General features: G+C 67.7%; 1 protein-coding gene. It reads left to right on the top strand.

The features are described 5' to 3' along the window. Positions 1 to 599: 599 nt before the first annotated feature. Positions 600 to 1,382 (top strand): reverse transcriptase domain-containing protein (locus AB1460_RS37490; protein ID WP_368967311.1); only part of this gene is annotated, 783 nt, incomplete at its 3' end.

Genomic DNA, 1,382 nt, shown 5'->3' with positions numbered 1-1,382 from the left:
GGTGCGCCGTGAGGCGCTGGGAATCGAAGGAGGTGCGAGACCTCCTCGCCGGGCTGTCGCAGCAGTCTGGTGGGAGCTGAGCGCAGTCTGACCCGGGAGGCGCCGGGGAGGGCGGGAAGCAGCGCTGACAAAGCCGGGACTGCTCGGGACTGCCAGACGGGCGGGGTCCGGCGAGCGAGACCAGAGGGTGTACGAGAGGAACCAGTGGTAAAGCTCCGTAAGCGTGGCACCGGCTTAAATCTGGTGGATACAGGCCGGGGTGCAGTGCACGGTCCACCCGTTGGGCGGGCCGACTCTGAAGCCGACTTGGCGTGTCGGTGGGGAGGCCACGGTGAAGGCCTGCGGCGTAACCGTGGCGATGCTGCCGGGGCAAAGCTGGATGCCGGACTGGTCGATCGATTCTCAGTGAACACGGGAACCGTCCCGTGTCGTTCCCGTCTGCCGGGTGCCACCCGGAGCGGCGGGATAGGCACGTCGTCTGTCGAAGGCGCGGGACGGGGCGGAGGCCCCGTAGTAGTCCGAGCGGGCGAGAGGCCCGCGCATGGCGAAGGGGGCCAGCGAGTCGGCGGTGGACGTGCTGGAACACCAGGAGGTCGTCGGTGAACACCGACGAACCGGCGGCCGCTCCGTCTGGAGCGGAACGCCGGGTACTGGAGATCCAGGCCAAGCTGCACCGTTGGGCCGGTGATGACCCTCGTCGCAGGTTCGACGACCTGTTCAACCTCGTTGCGGACCCAGGCTTCCTGCTGGTCGCCTGGGATCGGGTGCGGAACAACAAGGGCGCGCGCACGGCCGGGGTGGACGGCGAGACCGCCCGCTACGTCGAGTCCGTGCGTGGGGTGGAGGAGTTCCTCGCGGAGCTGCGGGAAGATCTGAGGTCCCGTACCTTCCAGCCCCTGCCGGCGCGGCGGCGCGCGATCCCCAAGACGGGCGGGAAGGTCCGCTACCTCGGGGTCGCGACTGTTCGTGACCGGGTGGCGCAGGCGTCGTTGAAGCTGGTGTTGGAGCCTATTTTCGAGGCGGATTTTCTTCCGTGTTCCTACGGGTTCCGTCCGAACCGCCGGGCTCACGACACGGTGGCGGAGGTGCACCATTTCGCGTCCCGCACGTACGAGTGGGTCGTGGAAGGTGACATCAAAGCCTGTTTCGACGGGATCTCGCATTCTGCCTTGATGGACCGGGTGCGGGGTCGTGTCGGTGACAAACGCGTCCTGGCTCTGGTGAAGGCGTTCCTGAAAGCGGGTGTCCTCACCGAGGACGGCACGCTGGTGAACACCGACGCCGGTAGTCCGCAAGGGTCGATTCTTTCCCCGCTGCTGAGCAACGTGGCTCTCTCCGTCCTGGACGAGTACGTCGCCCAGGGTCCGGGCGGCCCTGGTGCC

Origin of the sequence: Parafrankia sp. FMc2 (assembly GCF_041008525.1) — a bacterium.
Classification (GTDB): domain Bacteria; phylum Actinomycetota; class Actinomycetes; order Frankiales; family Frankiaceae; genus Parafrankia.
The sequence above is the reverse complement of the archived record's forward strand: the minus strand, read 5'-3'. Positions and strand labels throughout refer to the sequence as shown.